This window comes from Paenibacillus sp. IITD108 (genome assembly GCF_036541265.1).
GTDB lineage: Bacteria > Bacillota > Bacilli > Paenibacillales > Paenibacillaceae > Pristimantibacillus.
Window position 1 is genome coordinate 26,937 of the sequence record NZ_JAZHCT010000038.1, and the last position, 22,464, is coordinate 49,400.

Sequence of the window (22,464 nt, forward strand, 5' to 3'; positions counted from 1 at the left end):
ACATTGAGTACGAATCGCAGACCCAATATTTTATTTATTATGTCAGATGACCATGCTTCACACGCTATGAGCTGCTATGGCAGCCGTATTAACCAAACACCGCAGCTGGACCGCATTGCAGACGAAGGTATTTTATTTGATAACTGCTTCTGCACCAACTCTATTTGCTCGCCGAGCAGAGCTGCTATTTTAACAGGTAAATATAATCATCTTAATGGCGTTAAATCGATTGAAGATGAGCTGGACGGCCGTCAAATGACCTTCCCAAAGCTGCTTCAAGCTGATGGGTACCAAACGGCTATGATCGGCAAATGGCATTTGGGCCATAGCGGCAACGCAGACCCAACTGGCTTCGATTTTTGGACCGTCGTGCCAGGCCAAGGCGAATACCATGATCCTCATTTCTATGAAATGGGCGAGCTGAAGCAATTCAAAGGCTATGCGACAGAGCTCATTACCGACTTCTCGATCGACTGGCTGGAAAAACGCGACAAGGATCGCCCATTCCTGCTTATGTGCCATCATAAAGCGCCGCATCGTCCATGGCAGCCGGCTGAAAAATACGCTAATCTTTATGATGATATTGATATTCCAGAGCCGGAAACCTTCTATGATGATTATGCAACACGCTCTGATGCAGCAAAAGAAGCAAAAATGCGTATCGAATCCGACATGAACGATCTAGTCGATCTGAAAGCAACGCCGCCGGAAGGCCTGACGCCGCTTGAAGAGAAAAAGTGGAGATACCAGCGCTATATCAAGGATTATTTGAGATGCGTGGCGTCCATTGACGAATCAATTGGCAACTTGCTTGATTATTTGGACAAAGAAGGCATTGCGGAAGATACAATCGTTGTATATACATCTGACCAAGGCTTCTTCCTGGGCGATCATGGCTGGTATGACAAGCGCCTTATGTATGAGGAGTCCCTGCGCATGCCGTTTATCGTTCGTTATCCGCGTGCGATCAAGGCAGGCTCGCGTACAGACGCGATGGCGCTGAATGTTGATTTCCCTGCGACATTTTTGGATTACGCGGGCGTTCCTGTTCCTGAAGAAATGCAAGGCTACAGCCTGCGTTCGATTTGGGAAGGGCAGACGCCTGAGGGCTGGCGCACATCGATGTACTATCGCTACTGGATGCATCTGGACGAGCATCATAATGTATATTCTCATTATGGCATTCGCACAGAGCGCTACAAGCTTATCTACTATTATGGCGAAGCGCTTGGCACATCCGGCTCCATCGACGAAAACCGCCCGCCAGAGTGGGAGCTTTACGACCTTGAGAAAGATCCGTATGAGCTGAACAACGTGTATCATAATGAGGAATACGCGGATATTACGCGTGAGCTGAAGCAGGAGCTGCATCGTCTGCAGAAGGAAGTGCTGGACGAGCCTGTGGAGGAAATAGAGTAGGAAACGGTGGCTAATTGGGACCAACCAGCAAAGCAAACAGTGAACCAACTAGCAAAGTGAATAGTAACTAACCAGTAAAGCACACAGTGAACCAACTAGCAAAGCACACAGTGAACCAACCATTAAACCAACCGGCAAACCAACCAGTAGACCAACTAGTAAAGTAAATAGTAAAGCAAACAGTAGACCAACCAGCAAACCAAACAGTAGACCAACCAGTAAAGTAAATAGTAAAGCAAACAGTAGACCAACCAGTAAATCAAACATTAAACCAACCGGCAAACGCAAAATTGCTGGTTGGTTTTTTTGATATGGAGCGGCGCAGATTCTAACGAATCGTGGAAGCCTTATTTGGCCGAAAAAGCCACTTTTGAAAATCTAACGAATCTATACGTTCTTATGTGTGTCTAAAGGTGCCTAAAACAGTGTTTTGTTCACAGATAGCGCTGGCTGGATTCGTTACATTTTTAAAACACCCGTTTTTCGCAATAGAAACTAGCAGCTGTGCAGCATCTGCTAAGGTCCAGTAAACGATTTGCAAAACTGTAACGGATGTGAGAAGCGCTATTTATTCAAAAAAGGCAGTTTTGAATTTGTAACGGTTGCCATTAGCGCTATTTGCTATTTTTTTGCTTTATAAGCCTGATTTGAGGCAAATAAGCGCTGCTATAACCGTTAGAATTTTAAAAGCGGTTTTTTAGGCCAATTAGCGCCTGTGGTAACCGTTAAAGTGCAACAAACGATAGAACAAACTAGTGACAGTCTTTAAACGAAATTTCGAATACAAATGTTGCCCCATTCTTCGTTATAGTTGCCCACAATTAATCGACACCCTCCTTAGGTTCGTTACAGTTTTGTGTGTTCGTTCGAGTTGCTTCGGTATGATCGCGAATCGCGCAAATGAATAACAAACCGACTTCTACCTAATGAAGTCGGTTTTGTTTTTTTATCCTTCTCAAATCCAACTCCTTCTTAAAATGCCGCTTGACAGAAATTAACCGTTTGAACAATTCAAAACAGGAGGGGTTAGAAATGAGAAAAGCTTTAATTGTTTTATTTTCAAGCGTTTTTATAGTAGCCATGATTGGTTGTTCCTCAGGTAAGAAAGGCAGTTCGGGCGAATCTGACGGCAAGATTACTGAAATTACGATGATTTCTCAAGGGCAGTGGGAAAAGTCAGGCCTTCTGGATGTAATAGCGGGCTTTGAAAATAAGTATCCCGGCATTAAGGTGAAGGTGGAGAGCTATCCGTTCCGCCAATTGTTCGAAACGATTGAAGTAAAGCTGGGCTCCAAGTCAAAGGATTACGACGTCATTACGGTTGACGGACCTTTGGTAGCCAATTACACGGTTAAAGGTTATTTAGAGCCGTTAGAGTCATATATTTCTTCCAGCGAGTACAGCTCCAAATGGATCGAATCTTCCATCAACGCCGGTCAGTACGGAGGACAGCTGATGGCGGCTCCGATGAATACTTCATCACAGGTGCTTTATTACAATAAAGATATATTCGCAGAAAAGGGCGTTGAAACTCCCGAGTTTGACATTGAGAAGCGCTGGACATGGGAGCAGGTTGTCGAAGCGGCCAAGAAGCTTACTTACGATACGAACGGTGACGGCCAAAGCGATGTATTCGGCTTCAGCTTTGACCAGGTAAGCCGTGCTTATCAAACATTGGCCTTGTCGGAAAGCCTGGGTGCGAAAGTGATCGATGATAAAGGCATTTCGACTGCTGGACTGATTAACTCGGATTTGTCTGTCAAAGCGGCATCATTTTACTATGATATGTTCAATACTTGGAAGATCAGCCCGAGAGTGGCGCCCGATGTATCCAAAGAATATTTCTCATCCGGCAAAGTGGCCATGTTTGTAGGCGGAACGTGGAGCACCAAAGATTTTCTTGATGCGAAAATCAATTACGGCATTGCGCCGCATCCATATTTCGCGGGCGAGAAGGTTGCCACTCCAACGGGAAGCTGGCATCTGGGCATTAATAAATATTCGGAGAAGAAGGAAGCGGCAGCCAAGTTTATTGAATATTTTACGATCGGTGAAGGAGCGCGGATCTGGTTTGACGGCAATAAGGATCTGCCAGCGAATATCGATATATTGAAGCAGATTGAATCTGACGCGAAATTCGATGAGTTTCCTAACAACGTTTACCGCATCGCAACTTACGAAGCGCAAAATACGGCGGTTTCCCGGCCGCTGACACCGGGTTATCTGGATTGGGAGTCGCTGTATAATCAAGCCTTTGATGATATTAAAAACGGTACGGAACCAAAGAAAGCTTTGGACGAGGCAGCCGTTCAAATGGATAGACAACTCAAGAAATATGAAAGTGTAGTCAAATAGGCCGCACTATGAAAAGAATCATATACGCACCTTACTTGTTCTTGCTTCCGGCACTTTCCTTGCTGCTTATTTTTAAACTATACCCAATTGTGCTTGGATTCAAAAACAGTCTGTATACGCCGGAATTTATTGCAGGACAGCAATCCTTCGCGGGACTTGATAATTACAAGCACCTGTTTATGGACAGCGGCTTTTGGAATTCTGTAAACGTCACTTTGATCTTTAATGTGTTCATAAATCCGATTCAAATCGCGCTGGCATTTTTGCTCGCGCTGATGCTGAACGTCAAGCTGAAAGGGATCCATATATTTCGGAGCATCAATTTTGTTCCGATAGCTGTATCGCTTCCGATAGCCTGCATATTGTGGAGCATTATGCTCAGCCCGGAGCAGGGCGTTGTCAACTCTGCTTTAGTCGCCATGGGGCTGCAGCAGCAGCCGTTTCTGATCAGTAAAGATCAGGCGCTGTGGGTGATTATGGCGATTGCCACCTGGAAGGGTGTAGGCTATTGGGCTATCTTTTTGCTCGCCGGCTTGCAGGAGGTTCCGTCAAATTTATATGAAGCCGCCAGCATTGACGGCGCAGGAAAATGGCAGCAGTTCAAAAATGTAACGTTCCCACTTATGAAGCGTCCGCTTACGTTCGTTATTGTCGCGGATACGGTTGCTAATTTCCTGTTGTTTGCCCCTATGTATATATTGACTAAAGGCGGACCTGAGAACAGCACGAATGTGCTGATGAATGAAAGCTTCGCTAGCGCATTTGTTTATTCGGATTCAGGGAGAGCTTCGGCTATCGTCATACTGCTGCTGATTCTGATTTTGTGTATTATCGCCGTTCAATTCCGCATGTTCAGGTCTAAGGTTTAGGAGGGGATTTAGTTGTTCAAAAGGAATTATGCATCGAACACGGCGATGTACACCGTACAGGTTTTATCGGCATTCATAATTGTATTTCCATTGTTATTTGCGGTTGTTTCCTCACTGAGGCCGTTAAAGGATATTTTCAAATACGTGTCTCCCGTGACCTTGTATACATTTTTGCCCACTAATATTACCTTTGATGCTTATATCAGCTTGTTTACAGTCCGCAATTTCGACAAAGTTTTGTTCAATACCTTTTTCGTCGCTATGATGACGGTTCTATTTGGTATTATTTTCGGTTCGATGGCTGCCTTTGCGTTTGCCAAATTTCAATTTAAAGGAAAGACGCTGCTATTTGGCGTGGTGCTGCTTACTTTTATGATCCCGTTCGAAGTGATTGCGATTCCGCTGTACGGGCTTGTTACATCAATAGGCTGGATCGATACTTATTACGGATTGATTGTGCCTGCAGTGGCCAATGGGCTAGTTATCTTTTTGTATCGGCAGTTTTTTCTCGATTTGCCTGATTCCCTAATTGAATCGGCACGTCTGGACGGCGCCACCTGGTGGAAAATATACCGTTCCATCATTATGCCTTTATGCAAACCGGTTACGATCAGCGCAGGGCTGCTCTTGTTTATTTCACAGTGGGAATCTTTTATGTGGCCCCTAATTGCTACCCGTTCCAAAGAGTATAAAGTGATTCAAGTGGCGATGAGTGATTTCACAACCGAGCACTCCACTTTATGGAACGAGCTGTACGCGGTATCCGTCATCGCTGTTATTATTCCAGTGTTTTTGCTGCTTCCGCTGCAGCGTTACTTTGTGCAGGGCGTATCTAATACCGGTATTAAAGAATAATTAGACAACGGGACATTGGAAAAACGAAACCTTAAAACAGTTACAAACGTTATACGTTAATACAACTGTTGAAGCTTCTATAATTAAAGGAGGCGTTAAGGTGTCGGAATTGAATTTTGAACAAATGGCACAATTGAGAGAGCGCAAGCATGAGCTTACAAGAGCGGAGAGCAGGCGTGAAAATTTACTGAAACGAGTCCGAGAGCAAGAAGCCTTAATAGTAAAGCTTGAAGTTGAGCTTGAAATGGAGCAGGCGGATGTTGAGAAGCTGACAAGCATGTCGCTGACCAATTTGTTTCATACGATATTAAGAAGTAAAAACGAGCAGCTCGAGATGGAGCGTCAGCAGGTGCTGGCAGCAACGTTGAAGCTGCAAGAAGCTCAGCAAAGCCTCCAGGAGCTCAAGGAGGAATTGGTCGAAGTCGGTCATCTTCTTTACGAGCTTTCTAATGCACATGAAGCGTACAACCAACTGATGCTGAAAAAGGAAGCTGCGTTGCGGAATTCCCCGCATGCTGCACATGAGCTGGAAGAAATGGAAGATCAGATTTCGGATAAAAGCTTGCTGCTCAAAGAAATAGGAGAAGCTCTATCTGCTGGGAGAGGGGTTGTCTCGTCGCTAACGTATGCTTCAGAAAGCTTGGAAAAAGCAGAGAACTGGGGCAATTGGGATATGTGGGCGAACGGCGGGCTTATAAGTACTCATATTAAGCACGGCCATGTAGACGATGCCAGAACTTCTATTCATAATGCTAACCGCCAGCTGCGGCAATTTCAAAAAGAGCTGGCCGATCTGCAAAGATCAACAGATATTCAGATTGATATCAGCGGGACTCTCAAAATGGCTGATTACTGGTTTGATGGTTTAATTACAGACTGGATTGTGCAGGGACGCATCAAAAATGCCCAAGATCAGACATTGGACGGTCTTCACAAAGTAAGAATGGTAGTAAACGCCCTGGAAGCTGATTCCCGGAAAGCGGAAGGAGAGCTGGCTGCTTTAAAGGCAAAACGGATGGCTTGGATAGAGGACGCCAAGCAAGCATAGTTATTGATCTACTTTGAATGGTTTAGTATAAAAAGGGCTGTTTCCTTTTGTCATTGTTCAATGATGAAGGAGACGGCCCTTCTTTGCTTTTTTTATCTAAAAACTGTAACTATAGCCACAAAAGCATTCTTTATAAAAAGTTACAATTACAAGTGAATACAATGTATGGCATAATATTTGGTAGAATTTAAGAAGTGAGGGGAAAGGGAGTTAGATATATGAAACTGCTATACAGTAGATTACTAATTGCTGTTATGGTACTGACGTTAATTGGAAGTACGGCAGCGGGAGCTTCAGGAGCTTCGGCGTTACAAGGGGAGCAGTCGTCGAACGAAGAGGCACTGACAAGTGTCTCGGTGTTTGCTGGCAGCGGCGAATTTGATGATTGGGATGGAGCAGCATTAGAAGCTTCTTTTCGTATGCCGCAAGGAATAGCTGTATTGAAGGACGGTTCTGTGCTTGTGGCAGACAGCAGAAATCATCTTATACGGCAGGTTATGAATGGGCAGGTTTCTACTTATGCAGGTTTTGTGTTGGATAAGGATGCGAGTGGAGCCCCAGGCGGAGGCTGGCACGACGGAGCTAAGCAAACAGCTTTATTTAACGGTCCTTCGGGTATGGATACCGATACGAAAGGTAATGTTTATATCGCGGATGCAGAGAATAATTTGATTCGAAAAATTTCAAAAGACGGAGCAGTGTCAACAATTGCTGGAGACGGCATTCTTGGCAATAAAGACGGGGCAGGTACAGGGGCGAGATTTTACCAGCCTCAAGATGTTGCTGTTGCTGCAGACGGAACCTTATATGTTGCGGATACATTGAATCATTTGATCAGACGAATAACCCCGGATGGACAGGTCACCACGTTGAATGCTCCATCTGATCGCGTTGTCGAGGTTACAGCGGGCTATGCTGTTCTTGCAGGCGACTATGCCGACGGCAAATTGTCAGCATCCAAATTCAATGAGCCTACTAGTCTTGCAATAGACAAAAAAGGCAATTTGTATGTAAGCGATACAGGCAATCATGTTATACGGTATATAGATTTGACAGAGGGTACAGTTACAACGGCTGCAGGATTATCTAAAGGGGAGACTCCGAAGTATGCGAAGGAAGCTCTGTATGCTGGAGGCGGTTACGCAGACGGATCCAGCTTGGAGGCACGTTTTCATTCTCCTAGAGGTATTGCCATTACAGAAGAGCAAGGGCTGGTTATTGCCGACAGCTTGAACCACACGATTCGCTATCTTGTTGATGGCCAAGTAAGTACCATTGCTGGTGTGCCCACGCAATTTGGTCAAGTAGACGGGATTAACGGCCATAATCTGCTTCACTCCCCAACTGATGTAGCTGTTTTGCCAAATGGCGGCCTGCTCATTGCGGACAGCTATAATAATACCATTCGTGAGCTTGAATTTTATGAGCTTCCGAGCAATTTGCCGCAAAATAATCAGGTGAAGGTTGTGCTTGAGGATCAAGTCATTAGCTTCGACGCACAGCCTGAAATTGTGAAGGGACGCACGATGGTTCCTGTTAGAGCATTAAGCGAAAAGATGGGCTATGAGATTGGTTTCGATGATAACGAGCGTACTATTGAATTATCTAAGGGCGATGTGAAAATCAAGCTGCAGGTAGGAAGCCGTGTAATGACTACCCAATATACTGCAGCCAATGTGGAAGAGCAGCGAGAGATAGAGGCCGCGCCTTTTATAAAAAAAGGCCGCACCTATGTCCCGGTTAGATTTTTTAGTGAGGCATTTGGAGCAGATGTAAGCTGGGATCAGCATACGAGGACGGTTATTTTAAGACAAATAGCAGAAGCCGTTGAAAAGCTGCCAGCAGTGGATCGCCATTCGCGAGCAGCGAAGCTTGAACAGATTAAAGGCACGGTATGGGTAAGTCAAGCAGGCGGTTCAATGACCTATAGAGCTTATAATGGGATCACTCTGCATCATGGCGATCATATCGTTACTGAATTTAATTCAAGTGCGGTATTGAAAACGGTTGATCGCAAGGATGAAATTACGATTAGCGAAAACTCGGAGCTGTACATTTCTAATTTAAGCAATGCGTCACATTCAAAACACACAAGTTTTGTTTTATGGAGCGGAGGGGTTGGGGCTAGTGTGACCTCCCTGGTTAATGCTAATGATACATTTAAAATAATGACTCCAACAGGTGTGACCAATGTTCGCGGAACAAACTTCTATGTAGGCGTTGATCCTTTAACTGGGGCATCAACACTCTTAGTAAATAGCGGTCTTGTTCAAGCAGGCGGGAATGGAGCGGCTCAGATACCAAACCTAGTTTATCCTGGGCAGCAACTGAGCTTAATTCCAGAATTGGGTGCTGAACAGCTTCATGAGCCTTACATGACTGACCTGGCAGATTTCATTAATCAAGCTTCACCTGCTGTCATCGAAGCGATGTTGAAGGCGAAGCAGAAGATCGATCAAGAAAATGAGGAGTTGCTGGAGAGATGGAAGAACGAACTTTCTGGATCTAACCCTAGCGATAATCCGTTAGGTCTGTCTCAAGACGAGATTAATCAATATCAGCAAAATTTAAAAAACCTGCTCGCCAATATTGCAAAGCAGGCACTCGATCAACAGAATGTAGACCGAGACCGGTTACAGGATATTATAGATGAGGTTAATAAGAATTCAGATAATAAGATCGATTTGAATAATGTTTCACCGCTTCAATTATCCGAGCAGCAGAAGCAGCAGCGGGAAAAACAGAAGCAATTGGAAGAGCAACAAAAGAAGAAGCAGGAGGCGCAAAACAAGCAGCGTGAGCAGCAGCAACAACAAGCAGAACAGCATCTAGCTTCTATGATTGATAAAATAAAAGCAGAGAGAGAGAGGATTGAGCAGGAGAATAAAAAGCAGGCAGAAGAAGCCGCTAAGCGAGCAGAAGAAGCATTAAAGCAAAGTCTTTCGGATGCAGAAAAACAAAGATTTGAGCGGGGGAAACAAGCATTGGAGCAGGAAAAACGGCAGCAGGAGGAAGCTCAGCAGCCAAAGACGCCAGTACCGTCGACACCATCGCCAATGACACCGACCAACAGGGCTCCTCAGGTCGTTGAGCCTATAGCCGACCGGATGATGAACACTCAAGAGCCTCTCGAATTCAATGTAAGGTACATTTTTGATGATCCAGACGGCGATGCGTTAACATTTACAGCTACTTCGTCCAGTAACGCTATTGCAACGGTTGAAGTAGAAGGGAATTTAATGATCATTAACCCGCATGATATCGGTTCTACGACCATTACAGTTAAGGCGGCTGATGGTAAAGGCGGAATGGCAGAAACCTCCTTTCTTGTTGGATTTTATAATAAAATAACTGACTTAAGGGCTGAAACACTAATGGATTCCATCCATCTGTTTTGGAATGCGCTAGAAGGCTATGAGGAAGAAAGCTTGACTTACGACGTTTATTTGATTGGCGAGGGCAAGCCTTACGAATCAACTAAAGAAAATGGTATAACGCTATATGAGCTCAAGCCCAATACGGAATATATGTTACGTGTAGTTGCTGTTAATCATGATGGAGAGATGGTGGCATTTGGACACTATCTAGCCACGACATCTCCTATTATTCAATATGTAGAGGAGACTGCCAACAGTATTACTATAGCTTGGAATTATTATGAGGGGAAGCGTATCGAGCTTTATTTGGATGATGAACAAATTGATCCGGACACGATTGCTAATTTATCAGATTATCGGTACACGTTCACAGACTTGAGAGCCAACACCAATTATAATATTCGAATAGAAATCTGGGATGACCAGTTATTATGGGCGGAAGAAGAAATTTCAGTAAAAACGGCAGAGCAACCAGGACCTTTTGATATTTCTACTGACAGTGTCGATATTATTAAGGGTGGTGAGTACGCTGTTAAGCTTTATGCGGATCAGAATACTGGCAACAGAAGCTGGGCGGAATCAGGACTGGTTGATGGGGATCAAATTGTGATAGAAACGATGGGGGATGAGCCGCAATCGATGATCTACACGCTGCAGGACGGCGAAATGGTTGAATTGACCGGGGAGAATGATATCGTCATTATCTTGAACAATACTGACAATGGTGTTTGGTTCTCGACGCATTATGAAGCGTTTATAAATGCTTTAACCGTTGGTGAAGCAGTAAATATCCGCTTAACTATTGTATCTGGCGGCCAGACCTCGCCGGGTATTTCAAAGGAAGTAGTGTCCACGGAGCTTTAAACTGCATCGAGAGCTAAAGATGACTATGCGCTTTTGTGATTGTCTAGCGTATGGAATAGTTAAACCAAACAGGAGAGTCCGCAACAGTGGGCTCTCCTTATTTATATACGATTGTTCTGCCGATAAACGGACGGCGGCATTCCGATTTTGGCGGAGAAGGCACGGCTGAAATAAAAGCCGTTGTCATAGCCGCAGCGCCGCGCTATATCATCGAGGGTAAAGTCGGTTTCGACCAATAGGATGCGGGCTTGGTTAAGCCGGAGGCCCGACACATATTCAGCAGGTGTGACCGCATATTGTTCTCGAAAGCGTCTGGTGAACTGCACAGGGCTGAGACCTAGCTCTCTTGCCAATTCCCTAAGTAAAAACGGCCTGTATGCCCGTTCCAGCATGATTTGCTCAGCCTTTCTCATCAGCGGATCATTCTTTTTTTGCTTGCCTGCTATCAGGCTTTCCTGCTCCCAGCCAAGCACCTTCCACATATCCTGCAGCAAATATTGCTTACGGCTAATATACGGCTCTTCATGCTGATCCCAAAAACGGCGCAAATGGTCAAAGGTTGAATTGAGCCGCTGTTGGTCCAGCGGTTTTATTTTGCCAATCGGCCAATGAACAGGATGAGCTTCCACCGCAGAAGAAGTATCTTCTTCCTGCAGCATCAAAGAAAAATTAAAAGCAAAAAAGGTTAACGGACGCAGGATAGAGCGTTTGAATACGGTATTAGGCGGACAAAAAACAAGCTCGCCGCGCTCCGCTACGCCGCTTTCTTGTCCAATCTGATAGGCAAAGGCGCCTTTTTCCACCGCGAATAAGATCCACTTGTGATAGACATCCTCAGCTAGCAAAAACTGCTCCTTTTGCCTCCAGTAATAAACATTTACCAAAACCGGCAGCTGCCCCTCCAGCCATTGTGCGCTCATTGTCAATCACTCCGTTCCAGTGTGAAATAAAGTATAAATGTATGATAGCTTATTGAATGTAAAAAGAAAACCTTATCCCTTATGATGAAATTACGTATAAATAAGTAATAAGGGGCTGGCGATATGAGACAGGAAACGATTGAAACGGATATAACGGTTGTGGGCGGAGGTCTGTCAGGCGTTTGCGCGGCAATTGCGGCTGCCAGACTGGGGAGCACAGTTAGCCTGGTCCAAAACAGACCTGTACTAGGAGGGAATTCAAGCAGTGAGGTACGTGTCTGGGTAAGCGGCGCGTCCGCGACAGGCACGCACCGCTATGCTCGGGAAACGGGCATTATGGGCGAGCTGTTTTTGGAAAATCAGTACCGCAACCCGGAAGGAAATGCGTATTACTGGGATTTGGTTATGCTGGAAGCGGTGCTTGCCGAACCGAATATCCAGCTGTTTCTTAATACGGATGTGCATGAGGTCGAAGCAGAAGGAGAGGAAGAGGAGCGCATCATTCGTTCAGTAACCGGCTGGATGCAAGGCTCTGAACGAAGGATTCTGTTTAAGAGCGGCGTGTATCTGGATTGCACCGGGGATGGGCTGGTCGGATTTTTGGCTGGCGCAAGCTTCCGGATCGGACGTGAGGCAAGGGATATGTACAATGAGGAGTGGGCGCCTGAGCTAGCAGATGATATTACACTCGGCAGCACGCTGCTCTTTTATACGAAGGATGTCGGCCACCCTGTAAAATATGTGCCCCCGTTTTTTGCCAAGGATATTACAAAAACGACAATCCCGGAGCGCCGTATTATCAAATCGGGCGATTCCGGGTGTCATTACTGGTGGATTGAATGGGGCGGCGAATTGGATACGGTGCATGAAAACGAGCGTATCCGCGATGAGCTGTGGGCGGTTATTTACGGCATCTGGGATTATATTAAAAATTCGGGCAAGTTTGACGCAGATCATTTGACGCTGGAATGGGTCGGTTCGATTCCGGGCAAGCGGGAATACCGCAGGTTGATGGGCGACTATGTGTTGACGCAAAATGACATTAAAGCCCAGGTGCCATTTGAGGATCGTGTCACCTTTGGCGGATGGTCGATTGATTTGCACCCGCCGCAAGGTATGTATGCAGTAGAAAGCGGCTCAAAGCATATGTATTCGGACGGTATTTACCATATTCCGTATCGGTCTCTTTATTCCGCTAATGTTTCCAATATGCTGATGGCAGGCCGCAATATTAGCGCATCGCATGTGGCATTCGGCACTACAAGAGTAATGGCCACTTGCGCCACGATGGGCGAAGCGGCAGGGACAGCCGCCGCATTGTGTGCTCGGAAAGGTACAACTCCGCGAGGTATTTATGAAAGCCATATGGCTGAGCTGCAGCAAATTTTGCTGCGGCAGGATGCTTCCGTCATTGGTCTTGTGAATAAGGATGAGCAGGATTTGGCGAAAACTGCAGCTATAAAAGCTTCCAGCGAGCTGAAGATGATTGCGATTGAGGAAGCAGCAGAAGCATTGCCGCTTGATACGGACAAAGCGTTTTTATTTCCAGTGTCGCCGAGCTTTTCCGGGTTGGAGCTGCTTGTATCTAGTCTGGAAGCGACGACAATCGAGGTGGAGCTGTGGGCTACTGGCCGGGGAGAGAACTATGTGCCGAAGCATAGAATTGCACAAACAGCGGCGACAGTGCCACAGGGCGATCAGCAATGGATAACAGTCTCCTTGTCCTGGCAGCCGGATGAAGCCTGCAACGCTTTTGTTATTGTGCGCAAGCAACCGGCCGTATCCTTGCATCTGTCTCATATACCGCTGGCAGGCGTGTTGTCTTTCGAGCGCACCGATACGCCTGCTGAGGATCCGCGGCTTGGCGATATACAGCTGGTCCAGCCTGTGGCAGCATGGAGCATGAGGAGAATCAATCGCAAGCCAATCTGCTTCCGCGTACAGGGCGAATCGGACGCTTATTTGGCTGGACGGGTCATTGATGGCTATAACCGGCCTTTTGCGGGACCGCATATGTGGGTGTCCGAGCGGGTCAAGGAGGGCCGCCATGAGTGGCTGCAGTTGAATTGGTCCAAGCCAGTCGACATAAACGAGCTGCAACTGATTTGGAATGATGATGTTAACGAATATTTGAACAATTTGCATTTTATTCGTACGTCATTCGATATTATGCCAGAGCTTGCAGCGGACTATCGGATTGAGGCTTTGACAGACGGCAAATGGCAAACGGTGGATGAGGTGAGCAGCAATCGCAGGCGCATGCAAAGGCATCATATGCAGATGACTCAAATAAACGCGCTGCGCATTGTCGTCGAACGCACCAATGGCTGCGACCGGGCAGAATTGATTGAGGTACGCGCATACAGCTAGGTATAGAAATAGCACTAGCGCTGCTTTAAAGACTGTCGATTAATTGTGGGCAACGATCGTAAGCAATGAGAAAAGGGGGACGGAGAGCAAGAATGGGAATGGAGAAGCGGTAGCGTCCGCCTTTGTAGGCCAATTTTATCCTTTACAGGGTTATTATTTATTCAGAAAAAATTGGACTACAACAGCGGTCGAATCCCAATCTTGATCGCAGTGGCACCCCTTTCTATTGCTTGTTGCAACTATCCACAATTAATCGACAGTCTCCGTTAAAACATTAGTGCAGCGCTAGTGCGTTTAATTCTTGTGTTGACGGCTCCATTGGATCGGCCATTTATTCGGTTGGTACAGCTTGTCCCTTGTCAAAATAATATCGTCGGTAATTATTGATGTGGCCGAAATAATATCGAGATACTTTTATAATACGCTTCAAGTTTAAATCCTTCTTATACCAAAGGGATTGAAGCGTTTTTTTCTGTTTATACAGCTTTTTAATTTCAGCGGATAACGCTGGATCAGTTACATATTTTCGCAATACGACTTTCGGTACATTTGACCAAAGGGCAGTTTGATCACTGTATACACAGTCAGCATCCTTGCCATAAACAGCATGATCGATCAGCGCAGTTATCATATTAAGCCCTGCTGCCCTGACAAAAAAACTGCTTCTGCCAAGCCGCGGGTTAATTTCGAACAGCATATATTTACCTGTTCTGCTGTCATACTTCATATCGATATTGGAAAAACCGACGTAACCAATCTCTTCGAGAAACGCCTTTACCTTTTTATAAATGCTCATATCGGAACGTGAAATAATCGCTGCATAGTTGCCGAGCGTTTTCGGCGCATACTCTTCGAGTACCGGCTGGCCAAGACACATCATTTTCACTTTCCCATTATCGTCAGAGTAGCTGTTGATGACACGCATTGAGCTGTCCCCGCCAGGAATGAATTCTTGGATAATTAGCTTTCCTTTATAATCGGAGGTATTCATACTTCTGACCATTGCTAAATACTCATCCTTTTCATTAAAGAAAAACACCTTCTTTTTGCCTTCAAAATCACAATGCAAATACTCGTAGGCATTACTGTTTTCGGGCTTTACGACGATCGGAAATTGAAAGCTCATTTGTTCCAGAGCGATTTCGCGTTCATGCGGCTCGCAAACGATCGTTTGCGGATAATCCAGCCCATGCTTTTCACATAGCTTGTAAAATTTATCCTTCGTATCTAGCGTATCGAGCAAGCTCTCGGAAATAAAATGATTGCTGATAAGTCCTTTAAATTTGCTATAATGCCGCGACAGCATGCCGGCATAATAATCTGAGCAAGGAATGACGACTATTTTTCTGTCAGGTGTGGAATGTTTCTCCAATACGGACAGCAAGGCTCCCGGGAATACATCTTCATGGTCAAATCGGTCGATTTGAATCAGATCAAACAAATGGCTATTCATAGTTGGGATTAACAGCCGAGTGCATAGCAGCAGCGGCTTTATCTGGTAAGCTTCATGGATGAGTCTTACGTTTCCATATGCATTTTCATCGCTTCCAAGTATAATTGGCAAAAAATCGTAACGGTTCATGTTTTCTCCTTGTTCCACCTGTTCTACATTCATTGCTCTTATTATATCAAAATTTTTGATGTCGCCATACTTTCACCCTGTTCGCTAGCGTAGCGAAATGTGAAAATAACATCAAGAGATCACGCGAGAAACATAAGCGGGCTCTTATCTTTCGGCTATTGCTCACCTTCCTTCTTATTCCCTGACTTGGTATTAGGGAGCAGCTTTCCGAGAGAGAACAGACAACGGATCGTCAGGCTATCGTTTTTCTTCCTTCTAAAAACTCCAGGATTTAGAGAGTGGCTTTCCTGGCGTTCCTGTTGATTGAAAGGGGTATTATATGATGAAAAATGACATTTACTTGCGCAGAAGCCGAAAAGTAATCGTAATGCAGGAGCAGCATACACTTCCTGATACATATTTGGCGACCGCTCTTAAAAATATTTCTGCTCTTGGTTTTACTTTTTCACCTGCACTATTGGCAGCACTTCGCACCTTGTCTATTTTTTCTTTTGTGAAGTGGCATAAAAAGCTGACAAAAAGCTTGAAAAAGCTAGTTGGCGCCCATGTGCAATATTGTCCGATGTATCCTAACTTTCCTCAGCAAGTGATGGAAGCTAGTGGGGCTGAGCTTTATTTGGAAGCCCTTTTTCATTATTTGACCGAAGAATTGCCAGCCCTAACGCCAGATAAGCGTGAATCGCTAGTTGATCAAATAGAGCTGAAAGTTATCGAACTGGGGGATGAAGATGATTTCCGGCAAATGATGCGTAAGCTTATTGAAGCTAATACTTCCATTTCGGAAACGGATAAAGCAGATCTTGCTTGGACAATTGAGCATGAGGAGCAGGTGGAGAAGCTGTTGCCCGCTGTTATTCCGCAAAAAGAACAGATTGGCTTTGTTGCAGCGGCTTTGCTCCGCTGTGGAAAGACAGATGCCGCTCTAATACGCCCGTATTTTAAAACGGCGACAGACGTTCTGCGCCTTGCTGTCGCATTATCCGACGGCGATGTTAGTCTTGCAGCGAGCACGCCTTTTCGAAAGTTTAAACGAGCAGAGCGCAGATTGCTGCTAGAATTGCTGGAGCAATGCTCTGATATTACTGAGGATATGCTGCGATATCGCGAGCGCTGGATTCGTCTAGGCGAAATTTTGCATCCATCGGAATACAAACAACGTTTTGCCAGCTGTCATACAGCCTTTGACGTTCTTCGCAACAACAAGCCTTTTGAGACATTCAATCGAAATATTGAGGAAGCTTTGCGATATTTTGATACGGACCGTGCTGTAGAACATTTGCTTGAGCGGCCTGGCGAGTTCGCTCGCCGTCTTGATCATTTGCTGCGACTGGAAGGCAACGACTCATTGTGGATCGCTTCGTTTTTTGCTTCCGTAGCTGATCGCGTGGCTACACCTGTTCTTTTGCAAGTAATGGCACATTTCAAGCATCGTCAGCAAGCAAATGAGCTGCGCTTGTTTTTCCCCAAGGGCAATGTGGCCAAAGCATTTGCGCTGCCCGATTCTCGTTTTCCTATTCCATCAGACGCCTGTGAGTCGGTCGTAAATATATGCGAGAACATCCTGCTTGTGCGATTTGCTAAGCAGCCAGATATGGGCAAGGTTTTCATTGACGAGCGATTGCAGCACTATATGGTGCCCTTCTCGCAGCGCTCTGCCAGCAAAGCTTTGCGTACTTTAGTGCGTGGCAGCAAGCTGTCGATGCCTGCAGGCGATACCATTCGATTTTTCTTATGGTGGAAAGAAGGAAAGGTTGACGGGAAAGAAACAGGACGTACAGATATCGACTTGTCCGCGGCGCTGTACGACGAAAAGTGGAATTACATGGAGCATATTTCGTATACAAATTTAAAATCAGAGAAATATGTAGCTATGCATAGCGGTGATATTGTTGCTGCTCCGAAAGGGGCATGCGAATTTATCGATTTATATATTCCATCAATCGTTGCCTACGGCGGACGGTATGTAGTTACTACGCTTCATTCATTTACAGGACAGATATATTGCGATTTGCCAGAATGCTTTGCTGGCTGGATGATGCGTCAACATCCGCATTCGGGAGAAGTATTCGAACCGGCAGCTGTGGTCGATCGGATTGACCTGGCATCCAACACTCAAATATCAATTCCTGTTGTGCTGGACTTGAAGGAACGTTCAGTAATATGGTGTGACCTTGCTTTGACTCGCAACCCAAACTATTACAACAATATTGAGAGCCATCAAACAGGGGTAATTGCCATGGGCAAGGCAATGACTGCGATGGCTAAACCGAATTTATATGATTTGTTCCGTTTGCACGCTTTGGCGCGCGGCGAGCTTGTGGAGCGGGCGGAGGAAGCTCAGACTGTATTTTCACCAAAGCATGGAATAACTCCATTTGATGTGGAGGCAATCATGGCGTCGTTTCTTGCTTCTTAGGAAGCGGGGAACGGCGTTTTTGAATTATAACAATTTATAAACAACTTTCGCAGAGCAACAGTCGGAATAAATGCATGATACAACATAATTGCCTAACGGTTGCCATAGAGGCTATTTCGATTATTTTAGCTCATTTGAAAATGTAACGGTTGTCACGAGCACTATTGTACCCTTTCTCGATCAAAATCAATACTTTTAGAGAAATTAAGCGCCACAGCAACCGTTAGAAAATTTAAACCATCATTTTTGCATGAATAGCGTTTGTGGCAACCCTTAGAAGTTCATCATTGCTCAGTATACTCTGCGACGAAGTAAGTTAACCGGTCTCCAGTAATGGATCGCCGGTTTCACCCGTTACTTCAAGGCTTACCTGCTAAATTTAAACCGCGAAAGTTGAGTTATAATTTTTCAAAGGGCAGCAGAGCCGTTTATCCTTGATATAGGAAAGTATATGTTTTCATCTTATACATGAACCTATATTTCACCGAGAAACGGCACATCCGTAGCCAAGGACGTGCAGCGGTTCTTCTTGTATCGAAAAATGGTCTCTACTGATAAAATGGTGTAAAAAGAACGTTCAGAGGTGATAGCTTGATAGATAAAATCAAGAATGCCTTATTTTTTATAATGATTGCAGCCTGGGGATCGATAAGAAAAAAGCATATCGGCTTTATGTACAATACGACTGCCTATCCCTACAAAAAGAAATGGGCAACAAGAAAATTAAAAACACTAATTATAGTTGGCTTAGGACTGTTACTAATGGGGTTGGCAGTGTGGATTGTCTTTCTTTTGAGCAAATGATAATTGGCTGGGGGATATGAATGATGCGTATAAAAGTTAGGCTCGCCTATATTGTAGCGACTTGCTTTATTCTCGTTGCCGGGCTAAGTACTAGAATATTTTCAAAGTCTTTGCCCCATTTTGTAGTGGAGCATTTTGGAGATGCGTTATGGGCTGCTATGATTTATTGCGTTATTCGCGTTATCCTTATAAAAAAGTCTATTGAATGGTCCCTGCTGCTGAGCATAATGTTTTGTATAGTTATAGAGGTTAGCCAGTTGTATCAAGCTGATTGGATCAATGCGATCAGGGGCAACGTTCTTGGTGGATTAATTTTAGGCAAAGGTTTTTTATACATAGATTTAGTAAGGTATGCTATTGGGATTTTGGTCATGTACCTAGTGGATAAAGGGATTTATCTTATGAGAAACGGCAGTTTGCGGTAGAGGTAAGATGGGCCAGTAACAAGAGTTAAATAACAAAGTGAATTAATTCACAAAGTAGTCACTTTCTCGGCATAACTATGTGATTTAAATCACAATATAGAGTTTGTGCAGATTTTATAATTAAGACATCAAATACAACAAAGCCAAAACATCAAGACATAACATGAGGATGGTGATTCCGATGAATAGACGACAATCCCAAGTATCGGAGCAGCAGAAGCTGATCTAAACGGAATGTATTCATAAATGAGAATGAATAATAAGGAGTGAGTAACATGTTAAAATTTTGGAGAGAAAATAAAATAGCGGGCCTTCTAGTCACAATCGTCCGCTTCGTCGCTGGATATGCTTGGTTAACAGCTGGATGGCATAAAATCACTGGAGGATTTGACGCTACTGGGTTCCTGACAGCAGCAGCAAATAACCCGGTAATGGATAAAGCAACTGGCGAGGCCGTTTACCCAACCTTTACCGCTTTTCTAGAACATGTTGCATTACCAAACGCCAAGATTATCAACATTGCTATCCCTTGGGGTGAATTTCTAGTAGGACTTGGACTCATCCTTGGCACACTTACCGTCACAGCCGCTTTCTTCGGAGTCTTAATGAACTTCATGTTCATGTTCGCCGGCACTGTAAGCACGAACCCTTGGCTGCTTCTTCTAGGCTTCATCGTTATCTTGGCAGGCGCTAACGCTGGCCGCTTCGGACTTGACCGTTATGTTCTACCGTGGATGCACAAAGGCTTGGATCACCTCTTCCACAATAAAAAGAACAATCATCCAACCAATGATGCAGGCTTGCTGCTCAAATAGTTTCCCTATAAATCATTAGTCATAAGTCATAAGTCAATTACTAAAAAGCCAACCTTATCGGGTTGGCTTTTTAGATTTCGTTGAAGATATAATATCGATAAATTAAAAAATTATGTCACAAAATAGCTCTTTGATCTGTTATAAGGGTACAGTCGACTGATAAATAAAAGGAGGTGAGCTTATGGAGGAAATAGACATTGGAAAAAGGTTTGTTAATGGCGGAGAAGATGAACTGGAAGAGATAATCAATCTCTATGGTGAAAAACTCCTTCGTTATGCAACGGCGATTCAATGTGATTATCATGAAGCAGAAAATATTGTACAAGAAGTCTTCCTTTCAGCTTATCAAAATCGGAATATTTTTGATGGCAATAACCTATCTGCGTGGTTGTACAAAATTACATATAATCGCTGTTTAAATCAACTAAAAAAGCATAAGATCCTATATTTTCATGATATTCGTAGTGAAGTCGTTTTACCAGAAAAAGATAAAGGTTTGAGTGATGAGATGCTTCATGCGTTAAAGAAGCTTAAACCTATGGAACGCGCCTTGTTATATGGGCGGATTATGAATGGGCAGAGCTACGAGGAGCTATCTCAGCTTACAGGAAGTTCTCCAGCTGCATTGCGCAAACAATATCAACGGGCCAAAGATAAAATAGTTAAATATCTTAATATTGCATATGGTAGAAAGGAGTCTAACTATGGGCAAATTTAATATGGACGAAAAACATATACATGACATGTTCTCCCAAATTACGGTTGATTCAAGTAAACTTGCAGAACAGGTTAAAAGCCGATTGTATGAAGGTAGTGCTGACATGCCTGCTAGGCGCCGCAAACGGTGGACAAGGTCAACAATTGCAGCTATTGCGATATCGTTCGCATTGGTTACTAGTGCAACTGCTGCATCTTTAGGGAATTTTGATTGGTTTATAGAAAGGTTTAATCCTGATTTTGGTAAAATTGTTGAACCAGTAGGAGTCTATAGTGAGGACGAAGGAATTCGCATGGAGGTTATCGGTGCACAGAAATATGATAATAGGGCGATTATTTACCTATCTCTTCAGGATAGAACAGGTCAAAACCGATTGACGGAACAAACTGATTTTAGAGACGGATTTAATGTAAAAATGCGCTCACAAACAAAAGAGGGAGCCAAAAGTGGAGACGAAGTTTTATCAGCCAGCCTGTCATGGAAACAAAAAATGCTTTATTTTAATAAAGATACGAATACCATTTATTATGAGTTTAATGTAACGGCTGACCCCGACACACCATTAACAGATCCGTTGGAGCTTGGCAGTTTCCTTGTTTATTTTGACGAAAAAGCCTATATAGACGAACCCATTTCCGTATCCCTTACAGGAATTAATGATGTAGAAACGATTCCTATTGAAAAAGCACAGATTTTTGGGGGCAGTAATGTACCAAGTGACCTCAGTTCATTAACAGAGGCACTTATGCCAGGGGATTATGCTTCCATGCCCCATGGTGAAAAAGATCAATGGGTTTCAAATATCGGTATTATAGACGGAAAATTGCATGTGCAGATAGGAAACATGTTTAATAAAGAGTTTGGTCCTAGTGATGCCATGCTTTCTCTAAAGAGTCCAGACGGTAATTTAATCTCCAATGATTATAGTTTGGTATTTCTCAGTGATAAGAAAAATAACCTTCTTGATCCTAAAAATTACGATTATGGTGACGCTAAATATAAATATGAGGAATATGTATTTCCTGTAAGTGGCGAAAATCTTAGTAAATACACTCTTTATTATACGGGTTCCGTTTATTCTGGGGTTGAAGGCAGCTGGAATGTGGCGGCAAATTCAAGTGATACGACTGCCAATTTACGTACTTGGAAAAATGATATTTCAGTTGAAGGTCATCTTTTTGAATATATAACCCTCAGTCCTTTAGGATTACAAGTAATTGGTACCTATAAAGGTGAGAATTGCATGGTTAGTGATATGCTGCTTGAGATTGAAACAGTAGACGGTATTATCCCATTGGAAAGTGGTGGAGGAAGCCAAAACTCTGATAAACATACCTTCAATTCAAATTGGGATACGAAAGCACCTTTAGATATTTCCAAAGTTAAAGCAATAATTATTAATGGCACTCGAATACCGGTTAAATAACAAGATAATTAAAATAAAAATTTTAACACACTAGTTAATAAAAGCTCCATTTTGCTAAACAGGAAACCCTTGATCTTGGATGGATCAAGGGTATTTCATGTTGTGACCTTTACAATTAATATGCTTCTCGTCAAGAGAATGAATATTTAAGGCCGCCGGCTGTTTTTTTTGTTGTTTAGGAAATTATGCATCAGTTAAATA

The 22,464-nt window shown here is 44.0% G+C and carries 17 protein-coding genes; 14 read left to right on the top strand and 3 right to left on the bottom strand.

From position 1 onward, the window contains the following. Nucleotides 1–3: 3 nt before the first annotated feature. Nucleotides 4–1,419: a sulfatase family protein gene (locus V1L65_RS24255; protein ID WP_331701855.1), complete on the top strand. Its 1,416-nt coding sequence runs from the start codon at nt 4–6 to the stop codon at nt 1,417–1,419. 48 nt (nt 1,420–1,467) lie between these two features. Here the strand turns inward: V1L65_RS24255 and V1L65_RS24260 are convergent, their stop codons facing one another. Then, on the bottom strand, nt 1,468–1,686 hold the full coding sequence (locus V1L65_RS24260; protein WP_331701856.1) for a hypothetical protein: 219 nt from the start codon (nt 1,684–1,686) through the stop codon (nt 1,468–1,470). Between the two features lie 765 nt (nt 1,687–2,451). Here V1L65_RS24260 and V1L65_RS24265 point away from each other — a divergent pair. The 5 genes from V1L65_RS24265 to V1L65_RS24285 all read left to right on the top strand — a co-directional run bounded on the left by V1L65_RS24265 (nt 2,452) and on the right by V1L65_RS24285 (nt 10,787). Continuing rightward, nucleotides 2,452–3,774, top strand: coding sequence for a sugar ABC transporter substrate-binding protein (locus V1L65_RS24265; RefSeq protein ID WP_331701857.1), 1,323 nt, complete (start codon nt 2,452–2,454; stop codon nt 3,772–3,774). Nucleotides 3,775–3,782: 8 nt separating this feature from the next. Continuing rightward, the gene (locus tag V1L65_RS24270) at nt 3,783–4,643 is read left to right on the top strand and encodes a carbohydrate ABC transporter permease (RefSeq protein ID WP_331701858.1); all 861 of its coding nucleotides are present in this window, start codon (nt 3,783–3,785) and stop codon (nt 4,641–4,643) included. A 12-nt stretch (nt 4,644–4,655) separates the two neighbouring features. Beyond that, the gene (locus V1L65_RS24275) at nt 4,656–5,498 is read left to right on the top strand and encodes a carbohydrate ABC transporter permease (protein ID WP_331701859.1); all 843 of its coding nucleotides are present in this window, start codon (nt 4,656–4,658) and stop codon (nt 5,496–5,498) included. 100 nt (nt 5,499–5,598) lie between these two features. Continuing rightward, on the top strand, nt 5,599–6,546 hold the full coding sequence (locus V1L65_RS24280; RefSeq protein ID WP_331701860.1) for a hypothetical protein: 948 nt from the start codon (nt 5,599–5,601) through the stop codon (nt 6,544–6,546). A gap of 218 nt (nt 6,547–6,764) precedes the next feature. Continuing rightward, the gene (locus V1L65_RS24285; protein ID WP_331701861.1) at nt 6,765–10,787 is read left to right on the top strand and encodes a stalk domain-containing protein; all 4,023 of its coding nucleotides are present in this window, start codon (nt 6,765–6,767) and stop codon (nt 10,785–10,787) included. Between the two features lie 101 nt (nt 10,788–10,888). Here V1L65_RS24285 and V1L65_RS24290 read toward each other — a convergent pair whose 3' ends face one another. Continuing rightward, complete coding sequence (locus V1L65_RS24290; RefSeq protein WP_331701862.1) at nt 10,889–11,707, bottom strand: AraC family transcriptional regulator; 819 nt, start codon at nt 11,705–11,707, stop codon at nt 10,889–10,891. 123 nt (nt 11,708–11,830) lie between these two features. Between V1L65_RS24290 and V1L65_RS24295 the strand changes: the two genes are divergently transcribed. Both V1L65_RS24295 and V1L65_RS24300 read left to right on the top strand, forming a co-directional pair. Next, complete coding sequence (locus V1L65_RS24295) at nt 11,831–14,077, top strand: FAD-dependent oxidoreductase (protein ID WP_331701863.1); 2,247 nt, start codon at nt 11,831–11,833, stop codon at nt 14,075–14,077. Between the two features lie 43 nt (nt 14,078–14,120). Continuing rightward, the gene (locus V1L65_RS24300) at nt 14,121–14,282 is read left to right on the top strand and encodes a hypothetical protein (RefSeq protein ID WP_331701864.1); all 162 of its coding nucleotides are present in this window, start codon (nt 14,121–14,123) and stop codon (nt 14,280–14,282) included. A gap of 126 nt (nt 14,283–14,408) precedes the next feature. Here V1L65_RS24300 and V1L65_RS24305 read toward each other — a convergent pair whose 3' ends face one another. After that, nucleotides 14,409–15,659 carry a carboxylate--amine ligase gene (locus V1L65_RS24305; protein WP_331701865.1) on the bottom strand — a complete coding sequence of 417 codons (1,251 nt, stop codon included), beginning with the start codon at nt 15,657–15,659 and terminating at the stop codon, nt 14,409–14,411. A gap of 322 nt (nt 15,660–15,981) precedes the next feature. On the opposite strand from V1L65_RS24305, the gene V1L65_RS24310 reads away from it, so the two are divergent. The 6 genes from V1L65_RS24310 to V1L65_RS24335 all read left to right on the top strand — a co-directional run bounded on the left by V1L65_RS24310 (nt 15,982) and on the right by V1L65_RS24335 (nt 22,263). Then, nucleotides 15,982–18,075 carry a TerD family protein gene (locus tag V1L65_RS24310; RefSeq protein ID WP_331701873.1) on the top strand — a complete coding sequence of 698 codons (2,094 nt, stop codon included), beginning with the start codon at nt 15,982–15,984 and terminating at the stop codon, nt 18,073–18,075. A gap of 591 nt (nt 18,076–18,666) precedes the next feature. Continuing rightward, nucleotides 18,667–18,879 carry a hypothetical protein gene (locus V1L65_RS24315; protein WP_331701866.1) on the top strand — a complete coding sequence of 71 codons (213 nt, stop codon included), beginning with the start codon at nt 18,667–18,669 and terminating at the stop codon, nt 18,877–18,879. A 20-nt stretch (nt 18,880–18,899) separates the two neighbouring features. Beyond that, nucleotides 18,900–19,304, top strand: a complete 405-nt coding sequence (locus tag V1L65_RS24320) for a ribosomal maturation YjgA family protein (RefSeq protein ID WP_331701867.1) — start codon at nt 18,900–18,902, stop codon at nt 19,302–19,304. 275 nt (nt 19,305–19,579) lie between these two features. Beyond that, a complete protein-coding gene (locus V1L65_RS24325) occupies nt 19,580–20,119 on the top strand; it encodes a DoxX family protein (protein WP_331701869.1) in 540 nt (179 codons plus the stop codon). A gap of 181 nt (nt 20,120–20,300) precedes the next feature. Further along, complete coding sequence (locus tag V1L65_RS24330; RefSeq protein WP_331701870.1) at nt 20,301–20,837, top strand: RNA polymerase sigma factor; 537 nt, start codon at nt 20,301–20,303, stop codon at nt 20,835–20,837. Then, complete coding sequence (locus V1L65_RS24335) at nt 20,824–22,263, top strand: DUF4179 domain-containing protein (RefSeq protein WP_331701871.1); 1,440 nt, start codon at nt 20,824–20,826, stop codon at nt 22,261–22,263. Before V1L65_RS24330 ends, V1L65_RS24335 begins: the two co-directional genes overlap by 14 nt. Nucleotides 22,264–22,464 lie beyond the last annotated feature (201 nt).